The sequence below is a fragment of the Trujillonella endophytica genome (assembly GCF_900110555.1).
Classification (GTDB): domain Bacteria; phylum Actinomycetota; class Actinomycetes; order Mycobacteriales; family Geodermatophilaceae; genus Trujillonella; species Trujillonella endophytica.
Genome location: NZ_FOEE01000005.1, coordinates 208,531 through 226,706 on the forward strand (window position 1 = coordinate 208,531; position 18,176 = coordinate 226,706).

Consider the following 18,176-nt stretch of genomic DNA (forward strand, 5'->3'; position numbering starts at 1 on the left):
CGAACGTGTGTTCGGATGAGGTGTGCGGTGGGATGCCCAGCGGCTCGACCTCGAGGAGCCGACGACGCTGCCCGGCATGCCGTCGATCCGCGGCCTGCTGCGCAGCGTCGAGGTCGCGGAGTTCCCCGGGCTCACCTTCCACGAGGTGCGTGCGCGGTCGGCGCTGAACGCCGTCCCGTCCGGCTCGGGCATGCCGTTCGGCCACACGATCAACCCGTACCGCGGCTGCTCCCATGCCTGCCTGTACTGCTTCGCTCGAGGGACGCACCAGTGGCTGGAGCTGGACACCGGGCGGGACTTCGACACCCAGATCGTGGTGAAGACCAACCTGGTCGACGTCCTGCGCCGGGAGCTCGGGCGCCCGTCGTGGCGGCGCGAGCACGTCGCGCTGGGCACCAACACCGACCCCTACCAGCGAGCCGAGGGCCGCTACCGGCTGATGCCCGGGGTGATCGACGCACTGGCCGGCTCCGGCACGCCGTTCTCGATCCTGACCAAGGGCACCCTGCTGCGCCGCGATCTGCCCCGGCTCGTGGCCGCGGCACGCGAGGTGCCGATCGGGCTCGGCGTCTCGATGGCGATCTGGGACGAGGAGCTGCACGCCGCGCTCGAGCCGGGGGTGCCGTCGCCACGGGCCCGGTTGGACCTGGTCCGCGCGATCACCGATGCCGGCCTGCCGTGCGGCGTGTTCCTGGCGCCGGTGCTCCCCGGGCTCACCGACAGCCGGGCCGACCTCGACGCCGCGCTCGGCGCGATCGCGGCCGCCGGGGCCTCGGGCGGCACAGTGGTGCCGCTGCACCTGCGGCCCGGTGCGCGGGAGTGGTTCACCGGCTGGCTGGCCCGCGAGCACCCGCAGCTGGTGCCGCGGTACCGGCAGCTCTACGGCCGCGGCGCCTACGTGCCGGCCGAGTACCGGCGGTGGCTGGCCGACCGGGTCGGGCCGCTCCTGACCGCGCACGGCCTGGACCGGCAGGCCGGGGGAGAGGCCCGCGGGACCGGCGTCCCGGGAGACGACGACGCGGCCTTCCCCGCCGGCAGCCTCCCGGAGCGCCGGGAGGACCCGGCAGCCGGGATCCCCGGAGCCCGGCCGCGGCAGCCGGCATCCGCGGCGCCCGTCCCGCCCGAGCAGCTGTCGTTGCTCTGAGCTGCGCCTGGCCCGGTCGAGGCGGCCCCGGGTGCCTGCGACCAGGTCGCGGGTGCCCTGCCCGCCCCTGGGGGCAGAGCACGAGGACTCCAGGAGCGGGGGAGGGGACCCGTCAGCCCGCCCGGCGCGCCTCGCGGGCGACCGCGCGCTCGGCGCGGACGACGCCGCGTCCGCTGACCGGTGGCGCCCCGGCCGCGAGGGACAGGCGGCGGTAGGAGTCGTAGGACAGCTCCCGGTAGGTCTCGGCGAGCGCGGCTGCCCACTCCCGGCGCCGCGGCCCCGCCGTCGCCCGCAGGTGGTGCCCCGTGCCGACCGCGTGCTTGGTGAACGTCACCTGCAGTGCCTGGTTGGACAGCCGGCCGCCGATCCGGGAGTCCAGACCCGGGCCGCGGCGCAGCGCCGGGAGCACCCAGGGGCTGGCGGCCAGAGCGGGGAAGTGGCCGCGCACCTCCTCCCACGCGTTCCAGGCCGTGGTCGCACCCGGCACCGACCACTCGCCGTCGTCGGTGCGCACGACGAGCCGGCCGGCGCTGGGGTGCACCTGGTCCCGGCGCAGCGACCGGAACTGGCCGACGGCCGCCGGCCAGCCCAGGGCGAGCGCGCACCAGGCCACGGCGCGCAGGTGCTCGGGGTCCTCGCTGCGGATCCGGGTCAGCGGCCGGAGGTCGAGCGTCGCGGGGTCGGGCTCCGGCGTCCGCGGAACGGGCAGCGCGACGCCGCCGTACCGGGCCACCTTGCTGTACAGCGTGACCGTCGCCGGCCGCCAGCCGCGGGCGACGGCCACCGGTTCGAGGCCGTCCTCGGCCAGGTCGTCGGGGCCGAGCCCCAGTTCCAGGGCGGCGTCGACCAGCCGCCGCCACTGCGGTCCGTAGCCCTCGGGCGCCGTCAACCGGCGCCACGCCCGCTCCGGGGGCGGCACCGGCATGTCGGGCAGGGGGAGCTGCCACTCACGTGCCATGCCGGAACTCTACCGTTATCCCTAACAACATTGCATGATTTCCTCGGCGGCCCTCGCCGTTGACATCGTCCGCGCCTCCGGCGCAAGCACCGATCGGGGGACCCTCCGCATGCCCGGGGCCCGATCTGGGGACCACGAGCGGGTGCGGACCCTGGGCGTGGAGGAGGAGTTGCTGGTCGTCGACCCGTCGGGGGTGCCGGTCCCGCTCGGCCCGCAGGCCCTGGAGGCCGCCGCCCGCCGGGGCGAGGGGGAGACGGTCGGCGAGCACGACCGGGCCTCGCGGGACGACGGTGCGGTCGACAGCGGGGGGAACGGCGACGACGAGGCCACCGACCCGCCCGGCCACCTCGTCCCCGAGCTCAAGGCGCAGCAGATCGAACTGGGCACCCGCGTCTGCCGGGACCTGGCCGAGGTCACCGCGGAGCTCCGCCACTGGCGGGCTCGCGCGGACGCCGCCGCTCGGGCCGCGGGCGCGCGGGTCGCCGCGCTGGCCAGCTCCCCGGTGCGGGTGGAGCCCGTGACCACACCGGGGGAGCGGTACGCCGACATGACCGAGACCTTCGGCCTGACGGCGCTGGAGCAGCTCACCTGCGGCTGCCACGTGCACGTCTCGGTCGCCGACGACGAGGAGGGCGTCGCCGTCCTCAACCGGATCCGGGTGTGGCTGCCCGTGCTGACCGCGCTGACCGCGAACTCGCCGTTCTGGCTGGGCCGGGACAGCGGCTACGCGAGCTTCCGGTCGCAGTCGTGGAACCGGTGGCCGTCCTCGGGTCCCACGGAGCTGTTCGCCGACGCCGCGGAGTACAGGCAGGTGGTGGCGGACCTGGTGGCGACCCGGACGATCGTCGACACCGGGATGGTCTACTTCGACGCCCGGCTGTCCGAGCGGTGGCCGACGGTCGAGGTCCGCATCGCCGACGTCGCCCTGCGCGTCGAGGACGCCGTCACCCACGCGGGCCTGGTGCGGGCCCTGGTGGAGACCGCGGCCCGGGAGTGGCGCGACGGCGTCCCGGCCCCCGGCGTCCGCAGCGAGCTGGTCCGCGTGGCCGGGTGGCGCGCCGCGCGCTCGGGGATCGACGCCGAGCTGGTGTCGCCGCTCGACGGCCGCCCCGCGCCCGCGGCCGACGTCGTTGCCGCGCTGCTGGAGCACGTGCGTCCCGCGCTGGCCGAGGCCGGGGACGAGGAGCGGGTCTCGGCCGGGGTGGCGACCATCCTGAGCCGCGGGACCGGGGCCCAGGAGCAGCGGCGGGTGCACGTCGGGACCGGCGACCTGACCGCGGTCGTTCGCGCCGCGATCGAGGTGACGACGGCGGGATGAGCGGTTCCGGGGCGCCGTCCAGGTGGCCCCGTTAGGGTCCCGCCCATGGAGATCGTCCGCTGGCGCGACATCGTCCGCCGCGACCTGTACGGGTCGCGTCCCGACCGGCGGGACCGGCCCTACCGGTTCGTCGTCCGGATGGCGATGGTGGTGTTCCGGCTCTTCGGCTTCCGCTTCACGGTCCGCGGCGGTGAGCACGTGCCGACGACCGGCGGCGCGATCATCTGCAGCAACCACGTCAGCTATCTCGACTTCACCTTCCTCGGGCTGGGCGCGCTGCCCGCGCACCGCCTGGTGCGGTTCATGGCCAAGGCCTCGGTCTTCGGCCACTGGTTCGCCGGCCCCTTCATGCGGGCGATGGGGCACATCCCGGTCGACCGGAAGGCGGGGGCCGCGGCGTTCGAGGCGGCCGTCCGGGCACTCAAGGACGGCGAGGTCGTCGGGGTCTTCCCCGAGGCCACGATCAGCAGCAGCTTCACCGTCAAGGACCTCAAGGCCGGCGCCGCGAGGATGGCCCTGGACGCCGGGGTGCCGATCGTCCCCGCCGCCGTCTGGGGCGGGCAGCGGATCACCACCAAGCACCACAAGCCGCAGCTGCGCCGCGGCGTCGCGATCACGGTGCTGCTGGGCGAGCCGATCGTGGCCGCGCCGGGGGAGCGGACGGCCGCGCTGCTGCGCCGCACCCGGGCGGCGATGGAGGAGCTGCTGGACCGGGCCCAGCGGGAGTACCCGCAGCAGCCCGCGGGCCCGGACGACCTGTGGTGGCAGCCGGCGCACCTCGGCGGCACCGCGCCGACACCCGAGGAGGCGAAGCTGCTCGACGTGGCCGACTACTCGGGCACGCGGAAGAAGGCGAAGCGGCCGCACCCCGTGGCGCGGCTGCGCCGGCGGCTCCTGCGCCGCTGAGGGCTCACTCGACCACGGTCGGGGCCATCAGCCGGTAGGTCTCCAGCTCGACGTCGTACCACCGGCGCAACCGTCCCAGCGGCGTCATCCCGAGCCGGCGGCAGACGGCGACCGACGCCTCGTTCCCGGGCCGGACGACGGCGTAGACCTCGGGCACGCCGAGCCGGAACGCCCGCTCGATCACCGCCCGGGCGGCCTCGGTGGCGTAGCCGCGGCCCCACGAGTCCGGGTGCAGGTGCCAGCCCACCTCGACCTCCCCGACGCCGCCGGGCAGGGGCTTGAGCAGCACGGTGCCGGCGATCCGCGGCGGCTCGCCGGTCTCGACCGCCCAGCAGCCGTACCGGGGGTCGGTGTCGCCGACCCGGCGCCAGCGCTCGACCAGCTCCACCGGCGTCACCGTCGGCCCGCCGCCCAGCCAGCGGGTGACCTCCGGGCGGCCGTACAGGTCGGTGAGGCGGGCGAGGTCGTCGCGCCGGGTGGACCACGGGCGAAGCCGGAGCCGGTCGGTGCGCGGCAGCGCCTCGGTCGGTCCCATCGTCGGGCCCTACCCCGCGGGGCCGCGGGTAGCCGTCCCGCGCCTGCGGTCATGCTGCTCCCATGAGCGTGCTCCTGACCGACGTGACCGTCGGCGACCGGCCCGGCCGCGCGGTGCACGTGGTCGACGGCCGGATCGGCTGGGTGGGCGGCGCGGGCGACGCCCCGGGCGCCGGGCGCACCGTCGCGGGGGAGGGGGCGCTGCTCACCCCCGCGTTCGTCGACGCCCACGTGCACGCGACGGCGACCGGCCTGGCGCTCACCGGTCTCGACCTCCACGGGAGGTCGAGCCTCGGGCACGCCGTGGCGTCCGTCGCCGACCACGTGCGGCGCAGCCCGCCCGGTGGCGTGCTGCTGGGCACGGGCTGGGACGAGACGGGCTGGCCCGAGGGCCGTGGCCTCACGCGGGCGGACCTGGACGCGGTCGCGGACGGCCGGCCGGTCTACCTGGCCCGTGTCGACGTCCACTCGGCGACGGTCTCCACCGCGCTGCTCGACCTCGTGCCCGGCATCGCGGGCCTGCCCGGCTTCGGCGCGGACGGGCGGCTGCGGCTGGACGCCCACCACGCCGCCCGGCAGGCGGCCTTCGGCGCCGTGACGGCGCCGCAGCGCCGGGCCGCCCAGCGCGCGACGCTGGCCGCGGCGGCGGGCCTCGGGATCGGGAGCCTGCACGAGATGGCCGGCCCCGAGGTGTCCGGCGCCGACGACCTGGCGGAGCTGATCGCCCTCGCCGTGGAGGAGCCCGGGCCGCGGGTGGTCGGCTACTGGGGGGAGCTGTCCGAGCGCGGCGGGCTCACGCTGGTGGCCGAGCTCGGGCTCGCCGGTGCCGGGGGCGACCTGTTCTGCGACGGCGCGCTCGGCTCGCACACCGCCGCGCTCGGCCGCCCGTACAGCGACCGGCCCGAGACCGCCGGGGAGCTGCGCTTCGACACCGGCACGCTCGTCGAGCACGTGCGCGCCTGCACGCTGGCCGGCGTCCAGGCGGGCTTCCACTGCATCGGGGACGCCGCCGTCGGCCAGGTGCTCGACGCGATCGGCGCCGTCGTCGACGAGTTGGGCGTCGCCGCCGTCCGGGCCTGCCGGCACCGGCTCGAGCACCTGGAGATGGTCGGCCCCGGGATGGCGGCGCGGATGCGCGCGTGGGACGTCGTCGCCAGCGTCCAGCCGGCCTTCGACGCCGCCTGGGGTGGTCCGGAGGGGATGTACGCCGAACGGCTGGGGGTCGACCGGGCGCTGGCGTGCAACCCGTTCGCCGAGCTGTCCGACGCCGGGATCACGCTGGCGCTGGGCAGCGACGCCCCGGTCACGCCGCTGGACCCCTGGGGCGGGGTGCACGCGGCCGTCGACCACCGCACGACGGCGTCCGGCCTGCGCCCGTTCGACTCCTTCGACGCGGCCACGCACGGGGGCTGGTACGCCGCCCGCGACGAGCACGCCGCCGGGCCGCTGGCCGTCGGAGCGCCCGCCGACCTGGCGCTGTGGGCGACGGACGCGACGCTGTCGCAGGTACTGGCCGACCGCGCCCGGCCGGCCTGCCGCGAGCTGCTCGTGGCCGGCGTGAGCTCCTCGGCGGTCGGGCACCCGTAACGATCGCGTCACGGTCCGCCACGGTCGCGCCGCAGCGGCCCGTGGCGGCGGCCCCGCTTCCTACAGTCGCTGCAGTTCCGTTCCGGAGGCACCGGTGTGCTCCTCCCGGGACGGCGCGCACCCTCCCGGTCGCGCGGGTCCCACGGGATCCGCCCCGCCGGGCCGGCGGAGGGGGCGCGCCCGACCGGAGCAGGCGCGCTCCCGGCACCCCGGCGAGGACCGGCACGGCCCGCACCGCCTGGACAACGACCCGACGACCGCCGCCCGCGGCCGCCCGGGCCGGCCCCGGGGATGCGTCGGCCGGCTCGCCGTCCCGCCGGCTCGCACCGGTTCGGCGGCTCGCGGATCGGCCCCGACGGCGCGACCGGCCCCGTCGGGGGACCGGTACCCCGGCGCGGAGTGGGATGCTGGCCCGGGACCGGAGCACCGCGCCGGTCCCGGCCGGCGTCCGCGCCGGCCTCCGACCGCCCGGCCCCCGGGCGCCACGACCTCGGGGAGGCCACGGGTGTCGGCAACCGCGACCGGTGCCGTGGCCGCGCCGGCGGACCCCGGCGAGAGCCCCGGTCCCCGGACCCGCCGGCTGCCCTGGCGGACCGCGCTGGCCGCCGCCGGTGGTCTCGCGCTGCTGCTGGCGTTCCCCGGCTGGTCGCTGCCCGCCCTCGCCGTCCTCGGCCCGGCGGCGCTGGCGCTGGCCGTCCGCGGGCAGCGCGCCCGGTCGGGGGCCTGGCTCGGCCTGGTGCTGGGCCTGGCGTTCCTCGTGCCGCTGCTGTCGTGGACCGGCGTCTACGTCGGCGCCTTCCCCTGGCTCGCCCTCGCCGTCTACCAGGCGACCTACTTCGCGCTGCTGGGCGCCGCCACGGCCGCGGTCTCGGGGCGGCGGTGGTGGCCGCTGTGGACCGCCGCCCTCTGGGTCGCCGACGAGGCGCTGCGCGGCCGGTGGTTCCTCGGCGGCTTCCCCTGGGGGCGGCTGGGGCTGAGCCAGACCGACGGGCCGTTCCTGTCGCTGGCGGCCTACGGCGGCGTGCCCCTCGTGAGCTTCGCCGTGGCCCTGACCGGGACGCTGCTGGCCGCGGCCGTCCTGGCCCTGGCCCGGGCCCGGCGCGGCTCGCGGACCGGGCCCGCGGGGGAGCGGACCGGGGCCCTGCGGGCCGGCGTCCTCGCCGTGGTCGCCGTGCTCGCCGTCCCGCTGGCCGGCGCAGTGGCCTGGCTGCCGCTCGCGGGCCCCTCGCTGACCGAGGGCGGTCCGACGCGGACCGTGGCGGTCATCCAGGGCAACGTGCCCCGCGCGGGCCTGGACTTCAACGCCCAGCGGCGCGCGGTGCTCGACAACCACGTGCAGCGGACCGTCGAGCTGGCGGCCGCCGTCGAGCGTGGCGACGCGGAGCAGCCCGACCTGGTGATCTGGCCGGAGAACAGCTCCGACATCGACCCGTACACCAACGCCGACGCCGCGCGGGCGATCGACCGGGCGGCCGAGGCCATCGAGGCGCCCATCCTCGTCGGCGCGGTGGTCGACGGGCCGGGACGGTTCCTCAGCAACACCGGCATCGTGTGGGACCCGGAGACCGGGCCGGGGGAGACCTACGTCAAGCGCCACCCGGTGCCCCTGGCCGAGTACGTGCCCGCCCGGTCGTTCTTCCGCTTCTTCACCGACAAGGTCGACCTGGTGCGCCGCGACTTCCGCGCCGGCGACGAGGTCGGGGTGCTCGACATGGCGGGGGCCCGCGTCGGCGACGTCATCTGCTTCGAGATCGTCTACGACGGGCTGGTGCACGACACCGTCGAGGCCGGCGCCGGGATGCTCGTCGTCCAGACCAACAACGCCACGTTCGGGTACACCGACGAGAGCGAGCAGCAGCTGGCCGCCAGCCGGCTGCGGGCCGTGGAGTACGGCCGCACGGTCGTGGTGGCCGCCACGAGCGGCATCTCCGCGATCGTGGCGCCCGATGGGTCGGTGGTGCGCCGCTCGGAGCTGTTCACCGCGGCGACCTTCGTCGAGGACATCGCCCAGCGGAACTCCACGACGCTCGCCGAGCGGCTGGGTGCCGGCCCGGAGTGGGTGCTGACGGCGCTGGGGGTGGGCGCCCTCCTCGGGGTGGTCGTGCCGGGCATCCGGCGGCGGCGGGCGCGCACCGCCTGAGCCCAGGAGCAAGACGGCGCCCTCGCGCGTTGTGACTGGTGCGGGCCCGGCGCGGCCCGCACGAGAGTCCGCGACGGCGGGTGCGTCGAGCGCGGTCCGGACGGCGGACCGCGGGCGGCCCGCGCGGTGGACGAGGGAGTGTCGTGGGTCGTCGTGTGCGGACCGCGTTCGGCGTGCTCGCGCTGGCCGAGGTCGTCGTTTTCATCCTGGTCGCGGCCTGGATCGGGGTCGGCTGGACGATCCTGGCCACGCTCGTCACGAGCGCGCTGGGGCTGCTGCTGCTGGGCCGTCAGGGCACCCGCGCCCTGACCGAACTGCGGGCGCAGGCGCAGGAACGGCGTCCCTCCGGCCGGGCGCTGGGCGACGCCGGACTGATCGCCGTCGGCGGGCTGCTCATGCTGCTGCCCGGCTTCCTCGGCGACATCGTGGGCCTGCTCTGCCTGCTGCCGCCCACCCGGCCGCTGCTGCGGGCCCTGCTGGGGCGGGTGTTCGTCTCCCGCCTGCCGGCCCACCTGCGCGGCCCCGTGCACGTGCGCAGCGCCCGGGCCGAGGGCGTCGGCGGACCCGCGGCGGCCCGCGCCCGGCCGATGGTCATCGAGGGGGAGGTGCTGCGGGAGGACCCGCGGCCCTGAGCCCTCCCGGGCCCGGCGGCGATCGGGGTCCCGGCATAGGAAGCCTTTCCCACGCCCTCGGCCGCAGGACGTGGGCAGAGCTTCCTATGCCGCGGGCGGCGCGGGGCGGGTGACCCGGGCGGCGCGGCGAGCGGCGCGGCAGACCCCGGAAACGCATCCGGCCCCGGTGGGAGATCCCACCGGGGCCGGACGTCGATCAGGTGCGCTCAGCTGGCGCGGGTGCGGCGACCGCGGAGCACCTCGAGGCGCTCGGCGAGCACCTCCTCCAGGTCCTCGACGGAGCGACGCTCGAGCAGCATGTCCCAGTGGGTGCGCGGCGGCTTGACCTTCTTGGGGGCCGGCTCGGCACCGCCCACGAGCTTGGCGCCCACGCCGTCGAACTTGCACTCCCACGTGTCGGGCACCTCCGCGTCATCGGCGAAGGGCACCGAGAACAGGTGGCCGGAAGCGCACTTGTACTCGACGTACTGACGCTCGATCGGCGCGGTGTTCCGCTCGGTCTCATAGCTCACGCTGCCCAGTCGGCTACCGCGTAGGGAACGCTCGCCCATGGCACACCGTCCTCTCGTGCTGAAGGTGTATCGGTCTCATCCCGGTCCGTCGCGAGCAGGGGTACCCACTGGACGGGGGGATCGAAAGGACCAACGACAGAATTCGCGGAGAGATTCCGCTTCGTCGGCCCGTAATCATCGCATGGGGTGGTATCGGGGCGCACACCGCCCCCCGGAAGAGGGACTCAGGGGAGGGCGAGCTGCCCCGGACCGGCCGCGGTCGGGCCCAGCTGGCCCAGCACGTGGTGCCGTCGGCACAGCACCTGGTAGTGGACGTCGGTCTCCGACGTCCCGGCCGACGGTTCGCCGGGCGCCGGGGTGGGCGCGGTGTCGGCGACGACGACCGTGGCGCCGTGCCGGACCATCGCCCCGTCGACGACGCGGGCGTTGAGCAGCCCCGGCAGCCCGCACCAGCACAGCACCTCGACCTGGATGCGCTGGACGTCGTCGGCGACCTCCAGCAGGCGCTGCGTGCCCGGGAACAGCCGGGTCCGGAAGTCGGTGGTCAGCCCGAAGGCCCAGACGTCGACGTGCGACTCGTCGACGAGCTCGGCCAGCTGGTCGACCTGGACCGGGGTGAGGAACTGCGCCTCGTCGACGATCAGGTAGTCCACCCGGCGTCCCTCGCCCCAGTGGCTGCGCACCAGCAGCCGGAGGTCGGTGGTGGCCTGCACCTCCACGGCGTCGCGGGTGAGGCCCACGCGCGAGCTGATCCGCGGCCGGCCCGAGCGGTCGCCCTGGGTCAGCAGGATCCCCGACCGGCCCTGCCGGGCCTGGTTGTGGTCCACCTGCAGCGCGAGCGTGGACTTGCCGCAGTCCATCGGCCCGTGGAAGAAGCGCAGGTGCGCCGGAGCCGGATAGCTGCGGCGGTTCCCCGCGACCGGGACGGCGGACGGCCGCTGCCGGCGGCGCGGATCGGGGTCGGGCACGGTCAGGTTCACCGCGTCGTCGGGTGGGGTCACCGGCGCTCCGGGGGAGTCGTCGTCCGTCGGGGTGGAGGGTTCGGGTGCCGTCACGGGACGTCGTCCGGGACGAGACCGCCCGGGAACGCCGAGACCGCCGTCGTCGGGCGGGTGGGGTCGACGAAGGCGGGCCGGTCCGGCTCGTCGGCTCGCAGCGGCACCAGGCCGCGGGTGATCGCCGCGGCGATCCGGTAGCGGGCGCGGTTGGCGTCGCCGACGCGGCCCATGCGCAGGTCGTCGAGCACGACCGGGGGACCGAGGTGGACCCGCAGGGCCGGCCGGCGGACGGCCGCGCGGGCCAGGGTGCGCAGCTTGCCCCAGTCGTTGCCGTACTGGAGGACCTCGTGGGCGCCCCACTGGCTGACCGGGATCACCGGGACGCCCAGACCCAGCGCCATCCGCGCCATGCCGGTGCGCCCGCGCTCGGGCCAGCCGTCGGCGGCCAGCCCGACCCGCCCCTCGGGATAGGCGACGACGTGCCCGCCGTGGACGAGGGCGACCTCGGTGACGCGGACGGCGTGCCGGGCCAGCTCGGTGCCGCGCTCGACACGGATGGCGCCGGTGCGCTCCAGCAGCGGCCCGGCCACGGGGGCGGAGATGATGCCCCCGGTCGCCATGATCCGCGGGACGACGCCGATGCGGTGCAGGGCGACGGCGACGACGAACGGGTCGAAGTCGCCGATGTGGTTGGCCGCCAGCAGCAGCGGCCCGTCGCGGAGGTGCTCGGGGATCCCGCCGGTCACCTCCACCCGGCCGAAGAGGCCGACCAGCCACGAGCAGCGCCGCAACGCGGCGCGCCAGAACCACCACGGCGGCGCCGCGGCGATGGCCAGCTCCCGGACGAACCACTCGGGGTCGTCGGACCGGACGACGCCCTGCAGGTGGTCGGGCAGCGGCGGCGTCCGGGGCCGCCAGTCGCGCAGGCTCATCGCGGAACCCACTGGCCGCGCTCCACGAGCACGCCCCGCAACAGGGCCGGCCGGTCGGTCATGATCCCGTCGACGCCGAGGTCGAGCATGGTGTGCGCCTCCTCCTCGGTGTCCACGGTCCACACGTGCACCTGGAGCCCGCGGTCGTGGGCCGTGGCGAGGAACCGCTCGTCGACGAGGGCCCGTCCGCCCAGGCGCAGCGGGACCTGGGCGCACCCGGCCTCGATCCGGACCAGGCCGGCGGCGCGCGGCGAGTACGACGACAGCCGGAGGGCGGCCACCCCGCGCGGGCCCAGCGACGTGCACACCGTCGGGCCGAACAGCCGGCGGGCCGCGGCGAGACGGGCGTCGGAGAAGGAGCCCAGGCAGATCCGGTCGGCCATCCGCATCCGGCGGACCAGTCGCACCAGCGGCGCGAGGACACCCGCTGCCTTGATGTCGAGGTTGAACCGGACGTCGGGCCAGGCACCGAGCAGCTCCTCCAGCCGCAGGATCGGGTCCCGGCCGCCGATGAGGGCGGTCGAGACCTCCGACCAGGGCAGCTGGTCCAGCCGGCCGCTGCGGTCGGTGACCCGGTCCAGCGTCGGGTCGTGGAACACCACCGGCACGCCGTCGGCCGTCACCTGGACGTCGGTCTCCAGGTACCGGTAACCCAGGTCCACGCAGGCCTGGAAGGCGGGCATGGTGTTCTCCACGTGCTCGATCGCCCCGCCGCGGTGCGCCATCGCCAGCGGGGTCGGCGCGTCGAGGAACGCGAAGCGGGCCGGGGGCACGGTCGACACGCTAGTGCGACACGGCGAACCGCTGGTCAGGCCCTCGACCGCCCGGGGTGCGGCGTTCGACACGCGGGCCCCCGCGAGTGTCGGGCGTGTTCCCCGAACCTGTCCGCCCCGCCGTCTACCGTGCCTCCCGTGGCAGAACAGCAGGGGTCCGCCGTCGTCCTCGACGCCGAGGTCCGGGAGTCCGACGGTGGCCCGGTGTCGCGCCGGGGGAGCAGCGCCGAGCGCCGGTGCGGCTGGTGCCGCCGGGTGCTGCCGCAGCAGAGCTCGGTCGGCCGGCCGCGGCTGTACTGCGGGCAGGCGTGCCGCCAGCGGGCCTACGAGCAGCGCAACGCCACCGCGAAGGCCGGGCTGTCCGGCGACGTCGTCCTGGTGACCCGGGCGGAGCTGGACGGGCTGCAGGACCGGCTGTACCAGCTCCGCTGCGCGCTCGAGGACGTGCAGACCCTGCTGAGCGAGCGGCCGACCAAGGCCGAGCTCGAGCGCTCGCTCGCCGAGCTCGTGCACTCGACCGGCCGGCTCGACCGGCTGTGGGTCAACGAGCGCGCCGGCTGAGCCGATCAGTCCGGGTCCTGGTGGTCCTCGCCCTCCTCGATCTCGCGCTCCGGGTCGGTGTAGTTCGGCCCCGGGCCAGGACCCTGGTTGACCTCGTCGTCCGTCGTCCCGTCTCGTTGGTCGCTCCCGGCGGCCTCGCAACCGGTCAGCGTGGCGCCACCCCCGAACAGGGCGAGGGCGGTCAGGACGGCGGCGACGGGTCGGCGGAGGTGCATGCTCCGAGCCTATTGAGGTCGCCGCCGCGGCGCCCACCGGGTCCTGCCATTCATCCCTAGATCCGTCACAGTGACGGAACTACTGGGGTGTCACTGGGTGCGGGGAAGTGGCTCCTGCGGGGCCTGGTGGGGCTCTGTCGGCGTCCCACCGGAGGAGTTCGTTGTCGATCATCGGCAGGTGGCTGGCTGGCGCGCCGAGTGGGGCAACCAGTCGCCAATGATCAACTTCGGGGTGGAGGTGGCGGCGGTCGTGGGTGGCGGCCGGCGGAGGTGATCATCGGCAGGTGGTTGTTCGACGCGCCGGGAGGTGCAGCCATCTGCCGATGATCAACAACGGGGTCGGGTCCGGCGGTCGTGATCATCGGCAGGTGGCTGCGCGACGCGCCGAGTAGGGCAGCCAGTCGACGATGATCAACTGGGCGGCGTTCGGCCGTCAGCGCCACTCTCCCCGGCGTCATCTCGTCCGCCGATAATGCACATTATGTCAACTCGCCGGCAGTGCCGCCCCTCTCGGAGAGCTCAGCCGGTCGCCGCAGGCATCTCCCACGGCGGGACCGGCAACGCCTCCCCGGTCTCCAGCAGCGACTTGAGGTTGGCCAGCACCGCCGGCCAGCCGTGCGACACCTCGTCGAGCGCCGTGCCGTCGGCCAGCCGCTCGTGGGTCACGGTCAGCCGCACGATGCCGTCGTGCTCCTCGACGAGGAACGTCACCCGCGACGCCGTCTCCGGCGACTCCTCGGGCTCGCCGAAGGTCACCACGAGCCGTGTGGGCGGCTCGACCTCCAGGACCCGACCGCCGGCGTCCACGGCGCCCGAGCCGTCGGTCCGCCGGTGCTCCCAGATCGAGCCCGGTCGCCAGTCCGACACGTTCGCGTGGCCCCAGTAGGTCGCGGTCAGGTCGGCGTCGGTCAGGGCGTGCCACACCTGCTCCGCCGAGGCACGGATGTAGGTGACGTAGACGTAGGTCGGCACGGCGCCGGCGTCGGGGTCGTGTGCGGTCTGCTCGGTCATGGCGTCCTCCTCTGCCCTCTCCTTGATGGCGCGGATCGCGTGCAGCCGGGGCCGGTCGAAGGCGGAGATCCACCGCTGCTCGATCTCGGAGATCGGCCCCGGGTCCAGATAGTGCAGCCGTTCCCGCCCCCGGCGGACGACGGCCACCAGGCCGGCCCGCTCCAGCAGGTCCAGGTGCTGGGTCGCGGACTGGCGCGTCATGGAGAGCTCGGCGCAGAGCTCCCCTAGCGTCTGGCCGTTGCACCGCTTCAGCCGGTCCAGCAGGAGCCGGCGGGTGGGGTCCGCCAGCGCCTTGAAGACGACGTCCAGGTCGCCCGCTCCCCCGGTCACCGCCTCATCATGCAGGCAAACACCTGCATGTCGCAAGGTGCCGATGAGTTCGCCGCCCGACCGCGGTCGGACCTGCGTCCGACCCCGACCGGAGGAGCACCGTGCCCAGCGCCGTCCAGCCCATGCTCGTCACCCGCGACCTCGACCGCCTGGTCCGCTTCTACGAAGGGGTGGCCGGCGCCGAGACCACCGACCGCCACCCGCCCGAGGGCCCGGTGTTCTACCAGGGCCTGCGCATCGGCGACTCCGACCTCGGCATAGTGGCGGAGGACGACGTCCCCGCCGAGTCCGGCCGGATACTGCTGAGCATCGAGGTGGCCGACGTCGATGCGACCCTCGCGCGGGTCGAGGAGCTCGGCGGTGCGACCTCGGGGCCGCCCAACGACATGCCCTGGGGGCAGCGGGTCGCCCACGTCCGCGATCCCGACGGCAACGTGGTGAACCTGACGACGACCCGCTGAGTCGTACCGTTCCGGCCGTGGACGTCAGCGGCGGCAACAGCAGCGACGGAACCGGCGGGGACGGCGGGGACGGCGACGGGACGCGCGGCATCCTCTCCCCCGGCGCGATGCCCGACGTCTTCCGCGTGGACCGGCTGGAGCCCTCGGCCGATCTCGACGACCTGGTCGCCGTGCACTGGCGGGTGGCCTGGGACCTGCCGGCCGGCCGGGAGCACGAGTCACTGGTGCTCTCCTACCCGGCGGTGAACGTCTCCTTCGAGCCGGACGGCGCCTGGGTCACCGGCCCGGTGTCGGGCACCTACCGGCGTCGTCTCACCGGGCGGGTCGCCGTGCCCGCGGTCCGCTTCCGCCCGGCGGCCTTCCGCTCCCTGGTCGACCGGTCGGTCTCCTCGCTGCGCGACCGGGTGGTCCCGGCCGGGGAGCTCCTGCCGCTCCCCCCGGCCGTCGTCGACGGGATCCGCGCCGCGCCGGACCTGGCCGCCGCCCGGCCGCTCGTCGAGCAGTGGCTGCGCGGTCTCCCCCGCCGCCGCACGGACGAGCAGGCGAAGCTGGACGCCGCGGTCGAACTCGTCGAGCGCGACCGCTCGCTGACCCGCGTCGACCAGTTGGCCGAGCGCTGCGGCCGCTCCGTGCGGTGGCTGCAGCGGGCCTTCGCCGACGCGGTCGGCCTGCCGGTCAAGCAGGTCATCCGCATGGCGCGGCTGCGCGAGGTCGCCCAGCGGGCCCTGACCGGCGACGTCGACTGGGCCGCCGTCGCCACCGACCTCGGCTACACCGACCAGGCACACCTGGTCCGCGACTTCACCGCCGCCGTCGGGACGCCACCGGCGCGGTACGCCCGCTCGGCCCGCTGACTGTCGTGTTCGTACAAGACGGGCACGTCCGCCGTCGCCACCATCGAGGGCATGACGACGCCGACGCTGCCAGCCCTCTACACCGACCTCGCCGACGCCGCCCGTGCGGCCACTGCCGTCGCCCGTGGCGCCGCCGCGACACCCCTGGACTCCCCCACCCCGGCCACCGAGTGGGATCTGCGCACCCTCGTGGACCACTGGGTGCTGTACACCTCCTACGGCCTCGAGCACCGGGCCCGCCGCGCCGACCTGCCCGAGGAGCTGGTCGCCCGCGACTTCGCCGCCGAGCCGGACTGGCCGCAGCGCTACGCCGAGCAGCTCGACCGGGCGCTGGCCGCCTGGCGGGAGCCCGCCGCGTGGCAGGGCGAGGTCGACTTCGGCGGGGGCTCGACCATGCCCGTCGAGGCGGTCGTCGGGATGAACCTTGCCGAGCTCGTGCTGCACGGCTGGGACGTGGCCGCGGCCACCGGTCAGACGATCGAGATCGGCGACGGGACCGCGCGCACCGTGCTGGGGCTGGTCGAGCAGTTCGCCGAGATGTTCCGCGAGTACGCCGGGTTCGCCGACCCGCTGCCGGTGGAGGACGGCATGCCGCCGCTGGAGCGGGCGCTGCGGCTGTCCGGTCGCGATCCCCTCTGGCGGCCGTGACGCGGACGCCGGTGCGACGAGCGGCTACCCGCCCGTGCCCGATCGGCATCAGGCCGGAGACGACCAGGACCTCGTCCCCCTCGGCCTGCTGACCGGTACGGGGTCGGCTCTGCCGGCGGACTCGCGCTCGCGTGGTGCACCGGGGTGCTCGTCGTCTCGGTCGGCGGCCTCCTGGGTGTTCCGGCACCGCACCCGGCGCAGCTGACGGCGCGTCCTCAGGCGAGCCGGTCGAACGGCCCCTCCACGAGGAAGGTGCACCCCGGGCCCTGCACGTTGGCGAACAGTGCGCGGCCGTCGGGAGCGAAGACGGGGCCGCAGAACTCGGTCCGCTCCCCCGCGACGTCACAGCGCGCCAGCGGGTACACCTCGCCGGCCTCGGTGGCGCCGAGCAGGTGGACGGCGCCCAGCCCGTCCTCGGCGATCAGCACCCCGCCGTGCGGCGAGAGCGTGATGTTGTCGGGCCCCTCGCCCGGGGCGTCGGCGTCCACCGCCCGGGCAAAACGCAGGCGGAGGGTCAGCGTCCCGGCGCGGGGGTCGAGGAACCACACCTGGCCGTCGTGCTCGGTCGCGCTGCCGTCGTCGGCGCGGGCGTAGGACGACACGACGTACGCCCCGCCGTCGGCCCACCAGGCGCCCTCCAGCTTGTGGGCGCGGGTGATCCGGTCGTCGGCGAGCTGCCGCCGGACCGGGGTGGTCACCGCGTCCCGGTCGGGCACCGGCACCCACTCGACCCGGTAGGCGGTGCCCGGCTCCGTGGCGGCGGAGAGGTCGGGCACGTGCCGCCCGTCGTCCGTGGTGGCGCGCAGCGCCTCCAGCACCCCGGCGTCGGGCGCCAGCCGCCGCAGCGAGCCGCGCCCGAGGGGCCGGGCGTCGGCCGGCGCCACCCAGCGGTAGAGCGATCCGTTGGGCTCGACGGCGTCCTCGGTGAGATAGAGGACGTCGGCCTCGGGGTCGACGACGACGGCCTCGTGCGCGAACCGACCGAGCGCGGCGACCGGCCGCGGGTCGCGGTTCGCCGCCGGGTCGAAGGGATCGACCTCGAACACGTAGCCGTGCGGCTTCCCCAGGATCTCCTCGGTCTCCTCGCAGCTGAGCCACGTCTCCCAGGGGGTCCGGCCGCCCGCGCAGTTGGTGCGGGTGCCGGCCAGGCTCACCGTGTGCGATCGGACCTCGCCGTCCGGGCCGAGCAGCATCGTCGTCGTCCCGCCGTAGGCCGCCTCGTCGTAGACCAGCCCCGCGACGTGCGGCACGGGGTGCGGCTCGTCGCCGCCGACCTCGTGGTTCACCACCAGCACGGTCCCCTCCCCGTCGGAAGCCGCGAAGGCGGCCGCGCCGTCGGGGTCCGAGGGGGCGGGCTCGCCGGTGTCCAGGCGGGTCTCGCCCTCCCGGGCCAGGACCCGGTAGCGGAACCCGGCGGGCAGCGCCAGCAGGCCGCGGGGGTCCTCGACGAGCGGCCCGTACCCCGGTGCCGCCGCTCCCCCGGTCGCCGCTTCCCCGGTGGCCGCCGACGAGGTCGCTGCCCGGCCCGGGTCGCGCGACGCGCCGCAGCCGACCAGCAGGACCCCGGCGCCGGCCGCCGCTCCGGCCAGGAAGGACCGCCGCGACAGCGCCGGGCCGGTGGCGTCGGACGACCGGGACACGGCACCTCCGTCAGCTCAGCGA

General features: G+C 75.9%; 19 protein-coding genes. 10 read left to right on the forward strand and 9 right to left on the reverse strand.

Going from position 1 to position 18,176, the window contains the following annotated elements; genetic code table 11:
- Nucleotides 1–22: 22 nt before the first annotated feature.
- Nucleotides 23–1,144, forward strand: a complete 1,122-nt coding sequence (locus BMY88_RS10155; protein ID WP_091942713.1) for an Rv2578c family radical SAM protein — start codon at nt 23–25, stop codon at nt 1,142–1,144.
- Between the two features lie 112 nt (nt 1,145–1,256).
- Here BMY88_RS10155 and BMY88_RS10160 read toward each other — a convergent pair whose 3' ends face one another.
- Complete coding sequence (locus BMY88_RS10160; RefSeq protein WP_091942715.1) at nt 1,257–2,102, reverse strand: hypothetical protein; 846 nt, start codon at nt 2,100–2,102, stop codon at nt 1,257–1,259.
- A gap of 109 nt (nt 2,103–2,211) precedes the next feature.
- Between BMY88_RS10160 and BMY88_RS10165 the strand changes: the two genes are divergently transcribed.
- Together BMY88_RS10165 and BMY88_RS10170 are read left to right on the forward strand one after the other, a co-directional pair.
- On the forward strand, nt 2,212–3,420 hold the full coding sequence (locus BMY88_RS10165; protein WP_091942717.1) for a carboxylate-amine ligase: 1,209 nt from the start codon (nt 2,212–2,214) through the stop codon (nt 3,418–3,420).
- Nucleotides 3,421–3,465: 45 nt separating this feature from the next.
- Complete coding sequence (locus tag BMY88_RS10170) at nt 3,466–4,326, forward strand: lysophospholipid acyltransferase family protein (RefSeq protein WP_091942719.1); 861 nt, start codon at nt 3,466–3,468, stop codon at nt 4,324–4,326.
- A 4-nt stretch (nt 4,327–4,330) separates the two neighbouring features.
- Here BMY88_RS10170 and BMY88_RS10175 read toward each other — a convergent pair whose 3' ends face one another.
- The gene (locus BMY88_RS10175; RefSeq protein WP_091942720.1) at nt 4,331–4,861 is read right to left on the reverse strand and encodes a GNAT family N-acetyltransferase; all 531 of its coding nucleotides are present in this window, start codon (nt 4,859–4,861) and stop codon (nt 4,331–4,333) included.
- A 62-nt stretch (nt 4,862–4,923) separates the two neighbouring features.
- On the opposite strand from BMY88_RS10175, the gene BMY88_RS10180 reads away from it, so the two are divergent.
- From BMY88_RS10180 to BMY88_RS10190, 3 genes are all read left to right on the forward strand, one after another.
- Complete coding sequence (locus BMY88_RS10180) at nt 4,924–6,447, forward strand: amidohydrolase (RefSeq protein ID WP_091942721.1); 1,524 nt, start codon at nt 4,924–4,926, stop codon at nt 6,445–6,447.
- A gap of 505 nt (nt 6,448–6,952) precedes the next feature.
- Nucleotides 6,953–8,587, forward strand: coding sequence for an apolipoprotein N-acyltransferase (lnt, locus tag BMY88_RS10185; RefSeq protein WP_091942723.1), 1,635 nt, complete (start codon nt 6,953–6,955; stop codon nt 8,585–8,587).
- Nucleotides 8,588–8,730: 143 nt separating this feature from the next.
- Nucleotides 8,731–9,219: an FxsA family protein gene (locus tag BMY88_RS10190; protein WP_091942725.1), complete on the forward strand. Its 489-nt coding sequence runs from the start codon at nt 8,731–8,733 to the stop codon at nt 9,217–9,219.
- 206 nt (nt 9,220–9,425) lie between these two features.
- Here the strand turns inward: BMY88_RS10190 and BMY88_RS10195 are convergent, their stop codons facing one another.
- From BMY88_RS10195 to BMY88_RS10210, 4 genes are all read right to left on the reverse strand, one after another.
- Complete coding sequence (locus BMY88_RS10195) at nt 9,426–9,770, reverse strand: RNA polymerase-binding protein RbpA (protein WP_091942727.1); 345 nt, start codon at nt 9,768–9,770, stop codon at nt 9,426–9,428.
- 185 nt (nt 9,771–9,955) lie between these two features.
- Nucleotides 9,956–10,786 (reverse strand): thymidine kinase, encoded by an 831-nt coding sequence (locus BMY88_RS10200; protein WP_244524571.1) that lies wholly within the window; start codon nt 10,784–10,786, stop codon nt 9,956–9,958.
- Complete coding sequence (locus tag BMY88_RS10205; RefSeq protein ID WP_091942917.1) at nt 10,783–11,661, reverse strand: lysophospholipid acyltransferase family protein; 879 nt, start codon at nt 11,659–11,661, stop codon at nt 10,783–10,785. The genes BMY88_RS10200 and BMY88_RS10205 overlap by 4 nt, the downstream gene beginning before the upstream one ends.
- On the reverse strand, nt 11,658–12,434 hold the full coding sequence (locus BMY88_RS10210; protein ID WP_091942920.1) for a glycerophosphodiester phosphodiesterase family protein: 777 nt from the start codon (nt 12,432–12,434) through the stop codon (nt 11,658–11,660). The genes BMY88_RS10205 and BMY88_RS10210 overlap by 4 nt, the downstream gene beginning before the upstream one ends.
- 138 nt (nt 12,435–12,572) lie before the next feature.
- On the opposite strand from BMY88_RS10210, the gene BMY88_RS10215 reads away from it, so the two are divergent.
- Complete coding sequence (locus tag BMY88_RS10215) at nt 12,573–12,995, forward strand: hypothetical protein (protein WP_244524572.1); 423 nt, start codon at nt 12,573–12,575, stop codon at nt 12,993–12,995.
- Between the two features lie 5 nt (nt 12,996–13,000).
- Here BMY88_RS10215 and BMY88_RS10220 read toward each other — a convergent pair whose 3' ends face one another.
- Both BMY88_RS10220 and BMY88_RS10225 read right to left on the reverse strand, forming a co-directional pair.
- Complete coding sequence (locus tag BMY88_RS10220) at nt 13,001–13,210, reverse strand: hypothetical protein (RefSeq protein ID WP_091942729.1); 210 nt, start codon at nt 13,208–13,210, stop codon at nt 13,001–13,003.
- 519 nt (nt 13,211–13,729) lie between these two features.
- Nucleotides 13,730–14,551 carry an ArsR/SmtB family transcription factor gene (locus tag BMY88_RS10225; protein ID WP_244524573.1) on the reverse strand — a complete coding sequence of 274 codons (822 nt, stop codon included), beginning with the start codon at nt 14,549–14,551 and terminating at the stop codon, nt 13,730–13,732.
- Nucleotides 14,552–14,652: 101 nt separating this feature from the next.
- Between BMY88_RS10225 and BMY88_RS10230 the strand changes: the two genes are divergently transcribed.
- Genes BMY88_RS10230 through BMY88_RS10240 form a run of 3 tightly spaced genes read left to right on the forward strand, consistent with a single transcriptional unit; the run spans nt 14,653 to nt 16,514 of the window.
- Complete coding sequence (locus BMY88_RS10230) at nt 14,653–15,012, forward strand: VOC family protein (RefSeq protein ID WP_244524574.1); 360 nt, start codon at nt 14,653–14,655, stop codon at nt 15,010–15,012.
- 17 nt (nt 15,013–15,029) lie between these two features.
- Nucleotides 15,030–15,866, forward strand: a complete 837-nt coding sequence (locus BMY88_RS10235) for a helix-turn-helix domain-containing protein (protein WP_091942731.1) — start codon at nt 15,030–15,032, stop codon at nt 15,864–15,866.
- A 51-nt stretch (nt 15,867–15,917) separates the two neighbouring features.
- Nucleotides 15,918–16,514: a TIGR03086 family metal-binding protein gene (locus BMY88_RS10240; RefSeq protein WP_091942733.1), complete on the forward strand. Its 597-nt coding sequence runs from the start codon at nt 15,918–15,920 to the stop codon at nt 16,512–16,514.
- Between the two features lie 215 nt (nt 16,515–16,729).
- Here BMY88_RS10240 and BMY88_RS10245 read toward each other — a convergent pair whose 3' ends face one another.
- Nucleotides 16,730–18,154, reverse strand: coding sequence for an alkaline phosphatase PhoX (locus BMY88_RS10245; protein ID WP_091942735.1), 1,425 nt, complete (start codon nt 18,152–18,154; stop codon nt 16,730–16,732).
- Between the last annotated feature and the right edge of the window lie 22 nt (nt 18,155–18,176).

Coding starts and splice junctions, on each gene's coding strand:
- BMY88_RS10175 (WP_091942720.1), bottom strand. CDS start 4,861: ATGGGACCGACCGAGGCGCTGCCGCGCACCGACCGGCTCCGGCTTCGC.
- BMY88_RS10160 (WP_091942715.1), bottom strand. CDS start 2,102: ATGGCACGTGAGTGGCAGCTCCCCCTGCCCGACATGCCGGTGCCGCCC.
- BMY88_RS10180 (WP_091942721.1), top strand. CDS start 4,924: ATGAGCGTGCTCCTGACCGACGTGACCGTCGGCGACCGGCCCGGCCGC.
- BMY88_RS10165 (WP_091942717.1), top strand. CDS start 2,212: ATGCCCGGGGCCCGATCTGGGGACCACGAGCGGGTGCGGACCCTGGGC.
- BMY88_RS10205 (WP_091942917.1), bottom strand. CDS start 11,661: ATGAGCCTGCGCGACTGGCGGCCCCGGACGCCGCCGCTGCCCGACCAC.
- BMY88_RS10170 (WP_091942719.1), top strand. CDS start 3,466: ATGGAGATCGTCCGCTGGCGCGACATCGTCCGCCGCGACCTGTACGGG.
- BMY88_RS10240 (WP_091942733.1), top strand. CDS start 15,918: ATGACGACGCCGACGCTGCCAGCCCTCTACACCGACCTCGCCGACGCC.
- BMY88_RS10195 (WP_091942727.1), bottom strand. CDS start 9,770: ATGGGCGAGCGTTCCCTACGCGGTAGCCGACTGGGCAGCGTGAGCTAT.
- BMY88_RS10220 (WP_091942729.1), bottom strand. CDS start 13,210: ATGCACCTCCGCCGACCCGTCGCCGCCGTCCTGACCGCCCTCGCCCTG.